Below are 16579 nucleotides of genomic sequence, written 5' to 3'. Positions count from 1 at the left end.
TCGGGCCTACCAAGCCCCTGACTCATTGATCGCCGCGAAGTGCACCTGACAATCAACTACTACTACGCGACCCGATCAACCAACGCCTGGGCGAACTTCACGAGGGCATCCTTCACGGGTCCGTCAGCGATCGGGCGCAGTGCGTCGATCGCGGCGTGCGCATACTCCAGAGCACGCTGACGAGTGAGATCCACAACCGGGTGAACACGGAGTCGCTCGATAGTCCGTGCGAGTGCCTCATCCGACGAGAGATCCGAATCGACGAGAGCCAGCAGGGCACGGTCGGCGTCCGTCGCGGCCTCGGAGGCAACGAGTTCACGCAACAGCAGTACCGGCATGGTCGGAACCTTCTCACGTAAATCGGTTCCCTGAGTCTTACCGGTCACCGATCCGTCAGACGTCAGATCAATGACGTCATCCGCAAGTTGGAAAGCAACCCCGACATATTCACCGTACTGTGCGACGGTGTCCTGCACGTCCTTGGGAGCACCGGCGTACTTGGCCCCGAGAAGCGCCGAGGCGGCCAACAGCGAGGCGGTCTTGTCCGCGAGCACCTGGATATAGTGCTCAACCGGATCGGCCGGCGCAGTCGGCCCCATCGTCTCGTGCAACTGTCCCATGCACAGGCGTTCAAAAGTCTTGGCCTGGATAAAGACCGCTTCGGGTCCAAGTTCTGCCGTCAACAGCGACGCACGCGCAAACAGCAGATCGCCGGTGAGGATGGCCACCGAATTGCCCCACACCTCATGGGCCGACGGAGCACCTCGGCGCATCGGCGCAGAGTCCATGACGTCATCGTGATACAGCGAAGCAAGATGAGTAAGCTCGACAACCACCGCCGCCGTGCGCACGTCTTCGTTCACTCCAGAGCCAAGTTGCGAAACCAGCAACGTCAAAAGCGGCCGCAGACGCTTACCACCGGCGGCCATCAGATGACGAGAAGCTTGGTCCACGAGACCGTCAGCGTTTTCAACCGCAGTCGAAAGGTCTGACTCGATCCGTTCCATCTCCTGTGCGAGTGCTTGTGCGAGCTGCTCGTCTTCGAGTGGCAGGGCCAGAGAAACTGTAGTCACGAAATGATCTTTGCTGTTGAAACGAGAGCGTGCGACCCCAAACTTCGCGCTGAGTCATCGAACGCCCATGGACTTATCACCTAATCTACCGCAGCGACAAGGTGTACAACGATGAACCCCGCGCCCAGACGTGATGTGTTGTGTCACGTCCCTGCGCGGGGTTCACAGGTTAGCGAGGAGTCAGCCCCACATGACGAACAGGTCGCCCAGTACTGAGAGCACCGGACTCGGGAACAGGCCCAGGCCGATCACCGCGACGAGAGCGACCACGATTGCTGCGAGAGTCGTGCCGTTCGAACGCACAACCCCCACCCCGGTGTTCGACTCGAGAGTCACGACTGAGGTGCGTGCTGCAACGTGCGCTCCTTCAAGCTCAGAGGCCTCGTCACCATCTTCTGCGGGGTCTGCGGCGTTCGGCGTCGGGACAACTGTCTCGCGTTCCTCAGCCGGAGCCACGAAGTACATGAGCACGATGATGCGCACGTAGAAGAACAGCGAGATAGCCGACGCCAATACACCGACCACGACGAGCGGGGTCGCATCGCCCCCGACACCTGCCGAGAATGCCGTGAATTTCGCGATGAAGCCCGCGGTTCCAGGAATACCGGCGAACGACAGCAGGAAGATGGAGAACGCCGCGGCAAGGAACGGGCTGCGCTTGGCCAGACCAGCCCACTGACCAATGTGGTTCGCCTCGCCGAGCACCTCGCCATTCGCACCCACCTCACGGACCAGGGTGACCACGGCGAATGCCCCAACGGTCGAGACACCGTACACCAACAGGTAGAACACGATCGCCGTTGTTGGCGATCCGCCCATGTAACCGAGCAGAGCCACCATGATGAAACCCGTGTGGCCGATGGACGAATACGCGAGCATACGCTTCATATCCGTCTGGGTCAGACCAGCGACGGTTCCCAGGAGCATCGTGACGATCGCGACAACCCACAGACCCTTCGTGATTGCTTCCGCAACCTCGCCGTGCGGCACAAGCAGGAAGAAGTACACGACGCGAACCAGAACGATCGTTGCTGCGATCTTGGTGCACGCAGCCATGAAACCGGTGATAGGCGTTGGTGCACCCTGATAGACGTCCGGCGTCCAGGCCTGGAACGGAACGGCACCGACCTTGAACAGCACCCCTGCCAAGACCAGGGTCACACCGATCAGGTACAGGGCCGCAAACTCCGGTGCCTGGCCAGAGTTCTGGTGCATGTAGGCAACATTTGTGATGACGGTCAGGTCGATCGAACCCGAGTAGCCATACAGGAGGGCTGCACCGAACAGGAACAGGGCCGAGGCAAACGAGCCAAGCACGAAGTACTTGAAAGCTGCCTCCTGCGAGAGCAGACGACGGCGACGCGCCATTGCAGTGAGCGCGTAAAGCGGCAGCGACAGAACCTCGAGTGCGATGAACATCGTGATGAAATCAGCAGCGCCTGGGAACACGAGCATACCGGTCAACGCGAACAGGAACAGCGGGAACACTTCCGTCTGTTGCAAGCCCCTGGAGCTTGCCAGTTCCTCGTACTGCGAGCCGGGAACAGAAGCCGCCGTGGATGCGAAGGGATCCTGATTCGCTGAGGTGCGGTCAATCATCACCAGCGCAGCCAGGATTGACGCGATCAGGATGACTATCTGGATTGAGAGCGTCAGGTTGTCGATGATCATGCCCTGATTCGACAACACCTGCCCATCCGCGCTCATGCGGCGGATTGGGAACAAGAAGTTCTCAGCCAGCGCATCCCTGTTTGCCGTCATCGTGAAGACAACCGCGAGCAACGCACCGATCTGTGCGATGAGCAGCACGCCGATCTGCGTGTGGCGGCGTGCACGATCTGGCACGAAAGCCTCAACGAGAACCGATACGACGGCCGCTCCCGCCACGATCAGAACCGGTGCGAGCAGCGCCCAGTTGATCTCCGGAACGTTGAACGTAGTGGCTGTTAGGAGACCAGAGAACATCAGCCTTCTCCTTCAATGATCGAGCCGCTCTGTGCGGCGGGCTCATCAAGGTACTGCAGTGCAATACCCGGAACGAAACCGAGCAGAAGCATGAGCGCGATGAGCGGTGCGACAACCCACTTTTCACGTCCAGAGAGATCTGGTTTGTCGACCAGTTCGGGGTTCTTCTCTCCAGTGAACACCTTCTGGTAGGTGAGCAGTACATACAGTGCGGCCAGCACCACACCGGTTGCAGCAAGGACGGCAGCCCACTTGTTCACGCCGAACGCAGCCACCAACACCATGATTTCAGAGATGAAGGTGGACAGCCCCGGCATCGAGAGCGCAGAGAGACCGGCTACCAGGAACACACCGGCGAGAACCGGAGTGATTCGCTGCATTCCGCCGAAGTCGGTGATGATCTGAGATCTGCCGTCACGTGAGCGCAGGAACAGGAATCCGGCCACAAGGAACAGCAGTCCAGTGGATAGTCCGTGGTTTACCATGTAGAACGCAGAACCTGCGGTGCCCTCCGCCGTGAAGGTGAAGATGCCCAGCACGATGAAGCCGAAGTGCGAGACCGAGGTGTATGCAATAAGGCGCATGAGGTCGCGCTGTCCGATCGCGAGCAGTCCACCGTAGATGATGGAGACAACCGCAAGAACCACGATGACCGGAGCAGCCCACTGCGAGGCGTTCGGGAACAGCGGCAGGCACAGGGTCAGCATTCCGAACGTGCCGATCTTGTCCAGGACGCCCACGAGCAGAACCGAGGTTCCCGCAGGAGCATGCTGGGTCGTGTCGGGCAGCCACGTGTGCACGGGGAACATGGGAGCCTTGATCGCGAACGCGATGAAGAATCCAAGGAACACCCACTTCTCCGTGGTGGGGTCGAGCGCGACGGCGGCAAGGTTGTCCACGAGGAATGCGGTCTCGCCGCCACCGCTCTTGACGTAGAGCACGATGACCGCCACGAGCATGACGAGTCCACCCACGAGCGAGAACAGTAGGAACTTGATCGCTGCATAGCGACGACGCGCACCGTTGCCGAATGAGCCGATCATGAAGTAGACCGGAATCAGCATCGCTTCAAAGACGACATAGAACAGGAACACGTCGCGGGCCGCGAAGATCAAAACCATGAAAGTGGTCAGAACCAGTACGAGCGCAAGGTAGTTACGCAGTCGCACGTGTGCGAGTTCCGCGGTTTCGCCCTCGGCCTCGCCAACTCCCTGCTCCTTGAAGGCCGCGAGGATGACGAGTGGCACGAGGATGATCGACAGTGCGATGAGCAGGAGCGAGACTCCGTTGGCACCGAGCGCGTAGGACGCGCCGATCTGCGGGATCCATGCGTGTTGTTCAACCAACTGGAACGTACCGGCGCGCGCTACGTCGAACGCGATGAACGCCCCGACGAGTGCAAGGAGTTCGAGTCCGGCAACGCCGAGCGCGAGCTTTGGCGCGAGCGAGGCGCTACGCTTCGGAAGCGCCCACAGCGCGAGTGCACCCAGTGTCGGGATGACGGTGAGGATCGTCAGCCAGGGCAATGTTTCGAAGTTCATTGGTCAGCTTCCTCAGTTCCAGATAGCCAGGATAATGATGAGCAGAAGGACCAGGCCTCCGAGCATCATTGCTGCATACGATCGGACGAAACCGTTGTGGAGTTTCTTGACTCCGATACCAAGCGAGGCGACGAGCGTTGCGACGCCCATAAACGATCCGTCCACCGCCTTCTTGTCCGCGAAGACCAGGGAGCGGGTCGCGTACTGTCCTGGGCGCATGAACAGAGCCTCGTTCGTGGCGTCCTGGTATAGATCCGCACGGGCCGCCTGGGTGAGCAGTGAACCCTTCGGGGCGACGGTTGGAACCGGAGCGGCTCCATACTGGCGCCAAGCGAGGAACACACCGGCTGCGACCAAGATCAGTGTCGACGCCATAATGACGGGGATCGGAATGACCGGATCGTGGTGTTCCGCATGTCCGGTCACCGGTTCGAGGAAGGTCACGAACGAGTTGTTGATCGAGAGCAGACCACCAAGGAACACCGAGCCAAGCGAGAGCAGGATCATCGGAATGGTCATGAGCTTTGGCGACTCGTGCGGGTGACGCTGCACGTAGGTTGACCCCTCGTCGTGAGACCAGCGGGCCTTGCCGTGGAAGGTCATGAAGAACAGTCGCGACATGTAGAACGCGGTGACACCGGCAACGATCAGCGTGATCATACCGAATACCCATGGTTGCCAGCCTTCGCCGTGGTTCGCTGCGAACGCGGACTCGATGATCTTGTCCTTGGACCAGAAGCCGGACAGGAAGGGGAAGCCGATGATGGCGAGCCAGCCGAGCCCGAACGTCATCCAGGTGACCTTCATGTGCTTGGACAATCCGCCGAAGTTGCGCATGTTCACGTCATCGTTCATGCCGTGCATGACGGAACCTGCGCCGAGGAACATTCCGGCCTTGAAGAAGCCGTGAGTCAGCAGGTGGAAGATAGCGAAGGCGTAGCCGATTGGGCCGAGGCCCGCAGCGAGCATCATGTAGCCGATCTGGGACATCGTGGAGGCAGCCAGCGCCTTCTTGATGTCGTCCTTGGCGCAACCTACGATCGCTCCGAATACCAGTGTGATCGCACCGATGATCGTCACCACGAGTAGTGCGGTCGGGGTCTCGTTGTAGATCGCACCAGAACGGACGATCAGGTAGACGCCCGCGGTCACCATGGTGGCGGCGTGAATGAGCGCGGAGACCGGTGTCGGACCGGCCATCGCATCGCCGAGCCAAGCCTGCAGTGGGAACTGCGCGGACTTACCGCATGCGGCGACAAGCAACATGAGTCCGATCAGGGTCAATGTTCCCTCGTGACCTGCCGCTGCCACGGCACCCGCCTGCGCGTGAACGGTCGTGAAGTCGAGCGAGCCGAATGCCGCGAAGATCGCACCGAGCGCGACGATCATGCCGACATCGGCGATACGGTTCATGACGAACGCCTTCTTGGCGGCAGTTGCATAGCTCGGGTTGTGGTTCCAGAAGCCGATGAGCAGGTACGAGGCCAAGCCCACGCCCTCCCACCCGACAAACAGCATCAGGTAGGAGTTCGAGAGGACCAGGATCAGCATCGCTGCAACGAACAGGTTCAGGTATGCGAAGAACCGGCGGCGGTCCTTGTCATGTTCCATGTATGCGACGGAGTACAGGTGGATGAGCGTACCCACGAATGTCACGAGCATGACGAAGGTCAGCGACAACGGGTCGATGCGTAGTCCGGCCTCGACGTTGAGCGCACCCACTGAGATCCAGTCGAACAGGTGAACGTCTACGACGCGATCGGCGGCATCGCGTCCGAGCAGTTCAATGAGTGCCAGCGCTCCAACGACAAACGAACCCGTGGATGCGAGCAGTCCGAGCCAGTGTCCCCACGCGTTCGAACGTTTGCCGGCGAGCAGCAAAAAGGCTGCGCTGGCAAGCGGGATGGCGATTAGTAGCCATGAAGCTTGAATCATTTTCGGTGACTCCCGGCTAGTTCTTGAGCAGGTTGATGTCGTCGGCCGACACCGTCCTGCGTGAGCGGTAGATCGAAACGATGATCGCTAGACCAACAACAACCTCGGCTGCTGCAACGGTCATGACGAAGAACGCGGCCACCTGGCCCGTCACGTCGCCATACATGCGGGAGAACGTCACGAATGCGAGGTTTGCGGCGTTGAGCATGAGTTCGATGCCCATGAACATGATGATGACGTTGCGGCGACGCAACACCACGATCGACCCAAGGGCAAAGAGGATGACTGCGAGGTACAGGTAGTTGATGTATTCCACGTCAGTTCTCCTTGCCTTCGGTTGACGCGTCCCCGCCATGTTCAGCGTCGGATGGGGCGGCTTCCAGCTCACCGGTTTCGGTCGGTTTGTCCCAGGTGCTTGGTTCTGGGCGGCCAGCCTCATCCAGCATGGCGATCTTGTCGTCGCTGATCGCGTCGCGGTCTTGGCCGCGGGCACGTAGGACGCGAGAAACGGAGGATTCAACAGGGTTGCCGTGTGGGTCGAGGGCCGGCACGTCCATCGCGTTGCGTTGGGCAAACACGCCGGGGTTTGGCAGCGGTGTCAGACGAGCACCGGACGCGACTCGAGCGTCTGCGAGTTCCTTCTGGCCAACACGCTTGGTGAGGTTACGCTTGTGGGTCATGGACAGGGCGGCAACCGCGGAGGTGACGAGCAGAATACCCACGAGTTCGAGGGGGAAGATGAAGTTCCCGAGCAGGGCGTCCGCAAGATCGTGCATGGTCGCACCCTCGGCGGCCTCGTGGCCCACTCCCGTACCGACGCCAATTCGTGCGATGAAGGTGAAGAGGGTGACTCCCAGGCCGATTCCGAACGTCCAGCCGAGTAGTCGCTGTCCCTTGAGGGTTTCCACGAGTGAGTCGGCGCGGTCCACGCCAACCAGCATGATCACGAAGACGAACAGCATCATGACCGCACCGGTGTAGACGACTATCTGCACCATGCCAAGGAATGGTGCCTGGTTGGCCATATACATGACCGCGATTGAGATCATGATGAAGACCATGCACACGGTCGCGTGCACTGCCTTGCGCGCGAAGATGAGTCCCAGTCCGGCGAGCACCATGAGCGGTGCAAGACCCCAGAAGAGAACTGCCTCAGCACTTGAGGTCATGACTGCACCACCTTGTCGGCTTCGACTGCCGCGCGGGCGGAGTCGAGCGTCGGGTCATCCGGACGGTGTTCCTCGACCCAGGCAACCTGTTCGGAGGTTGGCCGGGTGACTTCGCCACGGTAATAGTTCGTGTCCTTGGTTCCCTCGACCATTGGGTGCGGTCCGGCAAGCATACCGTCACGCAGTGGAGCGAGGAGGTCTTCCTTCTCAAAGATCAGTCCCTCGCGGGTCGGACCAGCGAGTTCGAATTCGTTGGTCATTGTGAGCGCGCGGGTTGGGCACGCCTCGATGCACAGTCCGCAGAAGATGCACCGCAGATAGTTGATCTGGTAGACCGCCCCATAGCGCTCGCCTGGCGAGATGTGCTGGCCTTCTGGGAGGTCAGCGTTGGATGCGGCTTCAACGTAGATCGCGTCTGCTGGGCAGGCCCAAGCGCACAACTCGCACCCGATGCACTTCTCGAGTCCATCTGGGTATCGGTTGAGTTGGTGACGGCCGTGATAGCGGGGTTTGACCTGCGCTGGAGTGCGGGGATACTGCTCGGTGACCGTCGGGCTGAAGAACGAGTTGAGCGTGACCCCGAATCCGGCGACTGGGGACAGCACCTTCTTGACGCCCCGGTCCTCTGGGATCAGACGCTGGTATTCCTGCGCGCCTGGCAACTGGTCAGGGGTAATGCCCTGTGGCTGCTCAGTCATCGTTCGCCTCCTTCTCAGCTTGTTGGGTGGCTTGTTCTGCTTGCGCTGCGGGAGCCTCGATGGTTGCGATGGCTCCCTGCGCCTCCTGTGCCGCACGGCGTGCCGCGCGTGGCGATGGCGGTAGCTTCTCTCCCGGTTTGGGTGGGACCGGGTATCCGGCTGCGAATGGATCGATCACAGTGCGGGCACCAGTGTTTGCCGAGGCCGATGCGACGGCGTCCTTGTCCTTGGCCGCAGCCTTGCCGTCGAGGTATAGGGTCACGATCAGAATGATTCCGGCGATGATCGCAGCCCCGATGAGGAACGGCTGTGCGTTGATGTCGAGGAAGGTCTGTAGGGCATGGAAGACCGCGAGGATCACGAGCCATCCGAGTGCCATCGGGATCATGATCTTCCAGCCCAACTGCATGAACTGGTCGTAGCGGAAGCGCACCACGGTTCCACGGACCCAGACGAAGACGAACATGAACGTCCAGACCTTGAGCAGGAACCAGATGAGTCCCCACCAACCTTCGTTGAGGGCACCGTCCCAGAGGTTTCCGAGCCCGAATGGTGCATGCCAGCCGCCGAAGAACAGGGTGGTTGCAACAGCGGAGACGTTGATCATGTTGATGTATTCAGCGAGGAAGAACCACGCGAACTTCATCGAGGAGTATTCGGTCATGTATCCGGAGACGAGTTCGCCCTCGGCTTCGGGGAGGTCGAATGGGAGTCGGTTGACTTCACCCATCATGGATACGACATAGATGATGAATGCCGGGAACAGTGGCAGGAACCACCAGATCTTTTCCTGGGTGCTCACGATTTCGGAGGTCGACATGGTTCCGGCCATGATGAACACCGAAACGAGCGAGAGGCCCATCGACAACTCATAGGAGATGACCTGCGCGGTGGAACGCACGGAGCCGAGCAGTGGGTAGGTGGATCCCGAGGACCAGCCGCCGAGCACGATTCCGTACACGCCAACGGACGCGCAGGCGAGAATGTACAGCGTCGCGACGGGGAAGTCGGTCAGTTGTAGCGGTGTGACGATGTCCGTGAATGGGATGCGTATCTCGCCGCCCATCGGAATGACTGCGAACACCAGAAGCGAGCAGAACACGGAAATCATCGGGGCAAGGATGTAGACGACCTTGTCCGCAGCCTTGACGATGATGTCTTCCTTGAGCAGGAGCTTTCCTGCGTCGGCGACCGGCTGGAGCAGGCCGAATGGGCCGTGCACGTTTGGTCCGGGGCGCACTTGGAGACGCCCCACGACCTTGCGTTCAAACCAGATCGCGAAGATGACGCTGAGCAGCAAGAACACGAGGATCAGCACGGATTTGACGATCCACGTGATCAGCGTGTCACTGGAGAAATCGGCCATTATGCCTCGTTCCCTTCTGCGCTAGGAGCTGCGGGCCGGACGTTCACGATGTCGCCTGGGGTGGCTCCGAGAGTGGCGTGTACGAACGATCCGTGGGACTTGAGCGGAATCCAGACAACCGAGTCGCTCATGTCGGTGAGTGCGACCGGCAGGGCGATTGCACCGTGTGCGGTGGCGACCTCGAGGACGTCTCCGTCGCTGACGCCGATTTCGGCTGCCGTCTTACCCGATATACGAGCGACCGGGGTCTTCGCGGTTCCGGCGAGGTAGCGTTCTGCGATCTGGAGCGCGCCGGAGTCAATGAGTTGATGCCAGGACGCGAGAATCGCCTGACCGGGCCCGATTGGCTGTGGTGTCGCGCCTGGCGTGGCTGGAGCGTCCACGCGGTTTCCGTCCCATGAGTCGAGTGCGTCGATGTCGCCGCGGACTGCGTCGAGTGTGCCGAGCGAGATCGGTGTATCGAGCGCGTCTGCGAGGATGGACAGGATGCGGTGGTCGGCTTCAACTGCCGTGTCGAGTGCCTTGCCGAACGGCCGTACGCGACCTTCCCAGTTCCAGTACGCGCCCGCACGCTCCGATGGTGGAGCGACGGGCAGGATGACATCGGCGAGTTCGGTGACGTCTGATTCGCGTACTTCCAGACTGACGACGATCCGGGCGTTTTCCAGCGCGGCTTTCGCGTGCGCTGGGTCGGGTAGGTCGGCAAGCTCGAGACCGCCTACGACCACTCCCCCGAGACGAGAGTCTGCGAGGGCAGCAACGATACCGGCGGTGTCGAGACCAGCTTCGCTTGGCAGACTGTCCACGTTCCAGGCTGCCGCGATGTCGACGCGTGCCGCCGAGTCTGCGACAGGTCGTCCACCTGGTAGGAGCGTTGGAAGTACACCCATCTCAACACCGGCGCGTTCGCCGATACGGCGCGGAATCCACGCGATGCGGGCACCCGTGTCAGCGGCAAGGCGCAACGCTGCGGAGTACGCTCCCGGCGAGGAGGCGAGGCGTTCGCCAACGATGATGACTGCCTTGTCCCCTGCCTCGCGCAGTGCTGCTGCGGCAGCCGAGATTTCTTCGGTTCCGCTGCCTGCCGCGATCGCGTCGATGACCTCTGCCTCGCTACCTGGGGCCGCTTTGATGAGCGTACCCCCGGTGTTCCCGATGCGCTGGAGTCCACGGGTTGCAAACGGGGCGATCGAGAATGCCTTGAGGCCGCTCTTGCGTGCTGCCTTACGCAACCGCAGGAAGACGACACCGCCCTCCTCCTCGGCTTCAAATCCCGCAAGCAGCGCTGCTGGTGCTGCTTCAAGGTCGTTGAAGGTGACACCGATGCCGTGCCCTGCGACCTGAGATCCGAGGAACTGGAGTTCCTCGTCGCTGTGAGCGCGCGCACGGTAGTCAACGTTGTTGGTGTGAAGTGCTACGCGAGCGAACTTTCCATACGCGTAGGCGTCTTCGATGGTGAGGCGACCGCCTGCGAGTACTCCGGTGCTTCCAGCGTCTTTAAGGCCAGCGGCTGCGAAGGCGATTGCCTCCTTCCAGGAGGCATCGCGCAACTGTCCGCGGGTGCCGTCAGCGTTGCGCTCGCGAATCTGCGGGGTCGTGAATCGGCCGGGCGCCTGCTGCCAGGTGAAGGCGAAGCGGTCCTTGTCGGTGATCCACTCCTCGTTGACCACCGGGTCGTTGCCGGACAGTCGGCGCATGACTGTGCCGCGGCGGTGGTCGATACGGATTGCGGAGCCAGAGGAGTCGTGTTCCGAGATCGCCGGGGTGGAGACCAAGTCAAATGGGCGGGACCTAAACCGGTATGCAGCCGAGGTGAGCGCCCCGACCGGGCAGATCTGGACGGTGTTTCCTGAGAAGTACGAGGAGAACAACTGTCCAGATTCGTCTGCTTCGGCTGCGCCCACAGGCGCTTCGCCTGCCGGGGTGTTTGCGAGTGCGTCTGCCTTGAGCTCGGCCTCGTCCACTCCAGCGAGGTCTGCTGCATCGACGCGGTCAAGTTCACGTGGCTCGTATCCCTGGCAACCGCCGACAGGTTCCTTGGCGAATCCGAGGATATCCTCATCGAAACGGCCTATCTGCTGCTGTGCTCCACGCTTTTGCAGGTCGATGAATGCGTCACCGGCGATCTGTTTGGAGAATCGGGTGCACCGCTGGCACAGTACGCAGCGTTCGCGGTCGAGCAGAATCTGGGTGGAGATGGAGATCGGCTTGGCGAAGGTGCGCTTGACGTCGATGAAACGCGATTCTGCGTGTCCGTGGCTGAGCGCCTGGTTCTGAAGTGGGCACTCACCGCCCTTGTCACAGATCGGGCAGTCGAGCGGGTGGTTGATGAGTAGCAGTTCCAAGACGCCCTTCTGCGCCTTGTCAGCGACAGCAGAGGTGTTCTGGGTGTGCACAACCATGCCGGGCGATGCCTCGAGAGTGCAGGAGGCCTGTGGCTTCGGCATCTTGCGGAGCACGCCTTCGCGGTCTGGGACCTCGACCTCCACGAGACACTGACGGCATGCACCGGCAGGCTCAAGTAGCGGGTGGTCGCAGAAGCGTGGGATCTCCACGCCGATCTGCTCGGCGGCGCGAATCACAAGGGTGCCCTTTGGGACCTCGGTTTCGACGCCGTCGATAACGAATTTCAAGGTGTCGGTCATCAGTGGCCTCCCACGCCTGCAAGCGTTTCGTGCTTCGGGGTGTAGTCGAACAGTGCGGAGCGCTGTGGTGGGAACAGCTCGCTCGCAGGAGTGTGCATCCCGGCTTCAAACTCTTCGCGGAAGTATTGGATAGCCGAGGTGATCGATGAGGTGGCACCATCGCCGAGCGCGCAGAAGGAGCGCCCAAGGATGTTGTCACAGGTGTCGAGTAGGGTTTCGATGTCGCCTTCGCGGCCCTTGCCCTGTTCGAGACGGCGCAGAATCTGCTTGAGCCAGTAGGTGCCCTCGCGGCACGGGGTGCACTTTCCGCAGGATTCGTGTGCGTAGAACTCCGTCCAACGCGTCACCGCGCGCACAACCGAGGTGGTCTCGTCGAAAATCTGGAGTGCTCGGGTACCGAGCATGGAACCAGCCGCGCCCACCGATTCATAGTCGAGCGGAACGTCAAGGTGTTCCTTGGTGAAGATCGGGGTTGACGATCCACCTGGGGTCCAGAACTTGATGTCGTTTCCGTTGCGCATGCCACCGGCCATGTCGATCAGTTCGCGCAGGGTGATACCGAGCGGAGCCTCGTACTGTCCCGGCTTGTTGACGTGTCCGGACAGCGAGAAGATTCCGTTTCCTGCAGAGCGCTCGGTTCCCATCGAGGTGAACCAGTCGGCACCGCGGTTGATGATCTCGGGGACCGAGGCCACGGATTCGACGTTGTTCACGACGGTTGGTCGTGCGTAAAGACCCGCAACGGCAGGGAATGGAGGCTTCAGGCGCGGCTGGCCACGGCGTCCCTCGAGCGAGTCGAGCAGCGCGGTTTCCTCACCGCAGATATAGGCACCGGCACCTGCGTGCACGGTGACGTCGAGGTCGAATCCACTTCCCTGGATGTTCTTGCCCAGGTAGCCTGCGGCGTATGCCTCCTCGACAGCCCGCAGCAGTCGACGGTAGACGTGGACGACCTCGCCACGCAGGTAGATGAATGCGTGGTTGCATCCGATCGCGTAGGAGGTGATGATGACGCCCTCAATGAGGAACTGCGGTGCGGCCATCATGAGCGGAATGTCCTTGCACGTTCCCGGCTCGGACTCGTCAGCATTGACGACGAGGTAGCGAGGTCCGCCGTCGGCTGGCGGCAGGAAGCCCCACTTCATGCCGGTTGGGAAGCCTGCGCCACCACGTCCGCGCAGCCCCGAGTCCTTGATCGCCTGGGTCAGTTCCTCTGGCTTCTGCGTGAAGGCCTTCTTCAGGCCCTCGTAACCGCCATGGTCGAGGTAGGTCTTGAGGGTCCACGATTCTGGGTGATCCCAGAATGCGCTGAGGACCGGAGCGAGTGGCGTTGTCACTTGTCTGCTCCCTCATCTGCTGGCCGCTGCGCGGACGAACCCTCGTCACCGGTTTCCGGGGCGACCTCGTCGTTCTGTGGGGTCTGGGCTGGATGGGAGGCCGCGTCGGTCCCGATCCATCCGTTTTCCCGTGCGATGACGGTTCCGCGAATCGAGGCTGGGCCTGCGCCCACGCCCTCGTCTGCGTGACCGTCGTTGAAGCCCGCAAGAACCCGCGAGACCTCTTTGAAGGTGTGGACCTTGTCCGGTCCGCGCGATGGCCTGATGTCCTTGCCCTCACGCAGGTCGTCTACCATCGCAACCGCAGACTGCGGTGTCTGGTTGTCCATGAACTCCCAGTTGGCCATGACCACGGGTGCGAAGTCGCAGCCGGCGTTGCACTCGACGCGTTCCAGGGTGATCTTGCCGTCCGGGGTGGTTTCATCGTGGCCGATGCCGAGGTGTTCGGACAGTTCGTCAAAGATCGCGTCGCCGCCCATGACCGCGCATAGCGTGTTGGTGCACACGCCGATCGTGTAGTCGCCGTTGGGTTTGCGCTTGTACTGGGTGTAGAAGGTGGCAACGGCAGATACCTCAGCGGTGGTCAACTCAAGTTGCTGTGCACAGAACTCGATGCCGCGGCGTGAGGTGTAGCCGTCAACGGATTGCACGAGGTGCAGCATCGGCAAGAGCGCGGAGCGCTTGACCGGGTAGCGGCTGATGATCTCCGCAGCGTCGCGCGAGAGCTGCTCAAGGGTCTCGGCGTCGAATCCGCCCGATTGTGGCACCGCTGCTCCTGGTTGTTGAGTGGGGGTTGTCACCGGTCCACACCTCCCATAACTGGGTCGATTGAGGCAACCGCGACAACGACGTCTGCGACCTGTCCGCCCTCGCACATGATTGAGGTTGCCTGCAGGTTGTTGAACGATGGGTCGCGGAAGTGTACGCGGTATGGGCGGGTGCCGCCGTCGGAGACGAGGTGTACGCCGAGTTCGCCGCGTGGGTGTTCGACGGTCTGGAAGACCTGTCCGGCTGGAACCTTGAAGCCCTCGGTGACCAACTTGAAGTGGTGGATGAGTGCTTCCATGGAGGATCCCATGATGTGGCGGATATGTTCGAGGGAGTTACCTTGACCGTCCTGACCGATTGCGAGTTGCGCTGGCCAGGCGATCTTCTTGTCCTCGACCATGACCGGCTGTCCCTCAGTCTGTTCGAGACGGTCGAGCGCCTGCTCGCAGATGCGGATGGACTGGCGGATTTCCTCGAAGCGGAGGACCACGCGGTCGTAGGAGTCGGCGCCCTCTGCAACCGGTACGTCGAAATCATAGGTTTCGTAACCGCAGTACGGGTCGGACTTGCGAACATCGTAGGGCAGTCCCGCTGAGCGCAGGATCGGTCCTGTGATTCCCAGGGCCATCGCACCGGCGAGGTTGAGGTGTCCGATGCCGATGGTGCGCATTTTGAAGATGGGGTTGCCGAGCGAAAGGTTCTCGATCTCTCGGGTGTACTTGAGCATCTTGACCAGACCCTCGCGTGCCGCCGCGACGAAACCCTCTGGTACGTCTTGGGCCACGCCACCGGGACGGATGTAGGCGTTGTTCATGCGCAGGCCGGAAGCCATCTCGAACAGGCGCAGCACTTCCTCACGCCCGGTGAATGCCGCGGTCATGACCGTGGTGGCGCCGAGCTCGTTACCACCGGTTCCAAGGCACACGAGGTGGGATCCCACGCGTTGGAGTTCCATCATGAGTACGCGCAGGATGTTGGCGCGCTCTGGGATGTCGCCCGTGATGCCGAGCAGTTTCTCAACGGCAAGGCAGTAGGCCGTCTCCTGGAAGATGGAGGCGAGGTAGTCCATGCGGGTGCAGTAGGTGACGCCCTGTACGAAGGTCCGGTACTCCATGTTCTTCTCGATACCGGTGTGCAGGTAGCCAATGCCCGCACGTGCCTCGGTGACGTGCTCGCCATCCATTTCGATCATGAGACGGAGCACGCCGTGGGTGGATGGGTGCTGCGGTCCCATGTTGACGATGATGCGCTCTTCACCGAGTTGGCGGATCTCTTCGGTGATGCGGTCCCAGTCGCCACCGGTTGCCTCGAACTGAGGAGCGTCATTGTCGATGAAGTCAGCCCTCGTTGCGTGCGGTTGGGTACTCACGAGTACTTCCTCCTCTGGTCTGCTGGTGGGATGGTGGCACCGCGATATTCAACCGGGATGCCGCCGAGTGGATAGTCCTTGCGCTGCGGATGTCCGGGCCAGTCGTCGGGCATTTCAACGCGCGTGAGTTCGTCACGTCCGGTGAAGATGATTCCGAAGAAGTCCCAGGTCTCACGCTCGTGCCAGTCGTTGGCCGGGTAGACGCTCACGGTGGATGGGACCGTTGGGTCTTCATCCGAGCACGCGACGTCGAGGCGCAGGCGGCGGTTGTGGGTGACGGAGACCAGGTGATACACGGCGTGCAGTTCGCGCCCGATGTCGCCTGGGTAGTGGACCCCCGAGACGCCGAGGCTCAACTCGAACCGGAGGTCTTGGTCATCGCGTAGCAGTTGGCACACGGTGACGAGGTGTTCCTTTGCGATGAACAGCGTGAGTTCATCGCGGTCAACGGTGACCGACTCGATGACGGTGTTTGGATCGACGCCTTGTTCCGCTAGGTCTTCCGCGAGGAAGTCGACGACCTCGTCGAACCATCCGCCATACGGACGAGGGCTTGCCTGGGCGATGTGGACGAGTCTGGTGAGACCGCCGAACCCGGAGGTGTCTCCATCGTCGGTTCCGAACATACCGGTTTTCACCGCTACGGTTTCGGCTGGCTGTGTGGCAAACAGCGAGGTCCGGCCCTCAGGGTCGGGAGCCGTGGTGTTACTCAG

General features: G+C 61.3%; 13 protein-coding genes. All 13 read right to left on the bottom strand.

The genetic code is table 11. The annotated features are described in order from the left end of the window. Positions 1-62: 62 nt before the first annotated feature. The gene (locus ACFSYH_RS12235) at positions 63-1073 is read right to left on the bottom strand and encodes a polyprenyl synthetase family protein (RefSeq protein ID WP_377467269.1); all 1011 of its coding nucleotides are present in this window, start codon (positions 1071-1073) and stop codon (positions 63-65) included. Between the two features lie 180 nt (positions 1074-1253). Beyond that, complete coding sequence (nuoN, locus tag ACFSYH_RS12230) at positions 1254-3038, bottom strand: NADH-quinone oxidoreductase subunit NuoN (protein ID WP_377467268.1); 1785 nt, start codon at positions 3036-3038, stop codon at positions 1254-1256. Next, the gene (locus ACFSYH_RS12225) at positions 3038-4579 is read right to left on the bottom strand and encodes an NADH-quinone oxidoreductase subunit M (protein WP_377467266.1); all 1542 of its coding nucleotides are present in this window, start codon (positions 4577-4579) and stop codon (positions 3038-3040) included. Before ACFSYH_RS12225 ends, nuoN begins: the two co-directional genes overlap by 1 nt. Positions 4580-4591: 12 nt before the next feature. After that, positions 4592-6514: an NADH-quinone oxidoreductase subunit L gene (nuoL, locus tag ACFSYH_RS12220; protein WP_377467264.1), complete on the bottom strand. Its 1923-nt coding sequence runs from the start codon at positions 6512-6514 to the stop codon at positions 4592-4594. 16 nt (positions 6515-6530) lie between these two features. Continuing rightward, the gene (gene nuoK, locus ACFSYH_RS12215; RefSeq protein ID WP_377467263.1) at positions 6531-6830 is read right to left on the bottom strand and encodes an NADH-quinone oxidoreductase subunit NuoK; all 300 of its coding nucleotides are present in this window, start codon (positions 6828-6830) and stop codon (positions 6531-6533) included. Position 6831: 1 nt separating this feature from the next. Further along, positions 6832-7683, bottom strand: a complete 852-nt coding sequence (locus ACFSYH_RS12210) for an NADH-quinone oxidoreductase subunit J (RefSeq protein WP_377467262.1) — start codon at positions 7681-7683, stop codon at positions 6832-6834. Beyond that, positions 7680-8381 carry an NADH-quinone oxidoreductase subunit NuoI gene (gene nuoI, locus ACFSYH_RS12205; RefSeq protein WP_377467261.1) on the bottom strand — a complete coding sequence of 234 codons (702 nt, stop codon included), beginning with the start codon at positions 8379-8381 and terminating at the stop codon, positions 7680-7682. The genes ACFSYH_RS12210 and nuoI overlap by 4 nt, the downstream gene beginning before the upstream one ends. Next, positions 8374-9747, bottom strand: coding sequence for an NADH-quinone oxidoreductase subunit NuoH (gene nuoH / locus ACFSYH_RS12200; protein WP_377467260.1), 1374 nt, complete (start codon positions 9745-9747; stop codon positions 8374-8376). Before nuoH ends, nuoI begins: the two co-directional genes overlap by 8 nt. Then, positions 9747-12392, bottom strand: coding sequence for an NADH-quinone oxidoreductase subunit G (locus tag ACFSYH_RS12195; protein WP_377467259.1), 2646 nt, complete (start codon positions 12390-12392; stop codon positions 9747-9749). The genes nuoH and ACFSYH_RS12195 overlap by 1 nt, the downstream gene beginning before the upstream one ends. Beyond that, the gene (gene nuoF / locus ACFSYH_RS12190; RefSeq protein WP_377467258.1) at positions 12392-13729 is read right to left on the bottom strand and encodes an NADH-quinone oxidoreductase subunit NuoF; all 1338 of its coding nucleotides are present in this window, start codon (positions 13727-13729) and stop codon (positions 12392-12394) included. Before nuoF ends, ACFSYH_RS12195 begins: the two co-directional genes overlap by 1 nt. After that, entirely contained in the window at positions 13726-14529 is an 804-nt protein-coding gene (gene nuoE, locus ACFSYH_RS12185) for an NADH-quinone oxidoreductase subunit NuoE (RefSeq protein WP_377467257.1), read from the bottom strand. The genes nuoF and nuoE overlap by 4 nt, the downstream gene beginning before the upstream one ends. Further along, positions 14526-15866, bottom strand: coding sequence for an NADH-quinone oxidoreductase subunit D (locus ACFSYH_RS12180; RefSeq protein WP_377467256.1), 1341 nt, complete (start codon positions 15864-15866; stop codon positions 14526-14528). The genes nuoE and ACFSYH_RS12180 overlap by 4 nt, the downstream gene beginning before the upstream one ends. Next, positions 15863-16579 (bottom strand): NADH-quinone oxidoreductase subunit C, encoded by a 717-nt coding sequence (locus tag ACFSYH_RS12175; RefSeq protein ID WP_377467458.1) that lies wholly within the window; start codon positions 16577-16579, stop codon positions 15863-15865. Before ACFSYH_RS12175 ends, ACFSYH_RS12180 begins: the two co-directional genes overlap by 4 nt.

The organism is Populibacterium corticicola (genome assembly GCF_042683685.1).
In the GTDB taxonomy this organism is placed as follows: domain Bacteria; phylum Actinomycetota; class Actinomycetes; order Actinomycetales; family Cellulomonadaceae; genus Timonella; species Timonella corticicola.
Note: the sequence above shows the minus strand (reverse complement) of the source record. Positions and strands in the feature narration are given on the sequence as shown.

What these genes read in the sequence shown, in the direction of transcription:
- nuoN (WP_377467268.1), bottom strand. Translation starts at nt 3,038, where the DNA reads ATGTTCTCTGGTCTCCTAACAGCCACTACGTTCAACGTTCCGGAGATC.
- ACFSYH_RS12225 (WP_377467266.1), bottom strand. Translation starts at nt 4,579, where the DNA reads ATGAACTTCGAAACATTGCCCTGGCTGACGATCCTCACCGTCATCCCG.
- nuoL (WP_377467264.1), bottom strand. Translation starts at nt 6,514, where the DNA reads ATGATTCAAGCTTCATGGCTACTAATCGCCATCCCGCTTGCCAGCGCA.
- ACFSYH_RS12210 (WP_377467262.1), bottom strand. Translation starts at nt 7,683, where the DNA reads ATGACCTCAAGTGCTGAGGCAGTTCTCTTCTGGGGTCTTGCACCGCTC.
- nuoI (WP_377467261.1), bottom strand. Translation starts at nt 8,381, where the DNA reads ATGACTGAGCAGCCACAGGGCATTACCCCTGACCAGTTGCCAGGCGCG.
- nuoH (WP_377467260.1), bottom strand. Translation starts at nt 9,747, where the DNA reads ATGGCCGATTTCTCCAGTGACACGCTGATCACGTGGATCGTCAAATCC.
- ACFSYH_RS12195 (WP_377467259.1), bottom strand. Translation starts at nt 12,392, where the DNA reads ATGACCGACACCTTGAAATTCGTTATCGACGGCGTCGAAACCGAGGTC.